At 67.3% G+C, this 565-nt stretch carries 1 protein-coding gene; it reads right to left on the reverse strand.

What is annotated here, in order from left to right:
• The coding region (locus tag IEZ27_RS52915; protein WP_268246147.1) for a sulfotransferase domain-containing protein at positions 1-564 on the reverse strand (564 nt) is incomplete at its 3' end.
• Position 565 lies beyond the last annotated feature (1 nt).

Genomic DNA, 565 nt, shown 5'->3' on the forward strand with positions numbered 1-565 from the left:
GTGCTCATCGACGTCGATGCCGAGGCGCGCGGCCATCTGCCGCATCTGCCCCTCCAGGTCGGCCTTTAGGTCGTCGTAGTGCAAGTACACGATGTCGAGATCGTCGGCGGCGTCCCGGAACGTCTGCAGGTGCTCTACAGTGCGCCGCAGCGACGACCCGACCTGCGTCGATGGCGTCTCGTCGTCGACCCACTGCCAGAAGCGGTCCCGCTCGCCGTCGGGGCGCGGCCGCGGTGGCCGCAATGGTCCGAGCTCGATACCGTCGATCGCGGCCGCCCGTTTGCGTTGGCTGAGGAACGCGCCGATGTCGGTGTTGTCGATATGGCGGTCGATCGACAGCCCCACGTCGCGTGGGTCCCGCCCGACGCAGATGTACGTGACCGTCGGATCGCTGGGTATCCCGTCGAGCGGCGTGTGGGTCTTGATGAACCGGCGGTGCGTCTGGGCTTCCAGGTCCGCGAACACGTCTGTGCGGGCGCGAGTCACCATGTCGATCCACGGCGAGAGCGTGTCCAACGGGAGCGGGAGCTCCGGTTCCTGCAGTATGAGCAGGGCGCAGATCATC

Source organism: Nonomuraea spiralis (assembly GCF_014648435.1).
Lineage (GTDB): Bacteria > Actinomycetota > Actinomycetes > Streptosporangiales > Streptosporangiaceae > Nonomuraea > Nonomuraea spiralis.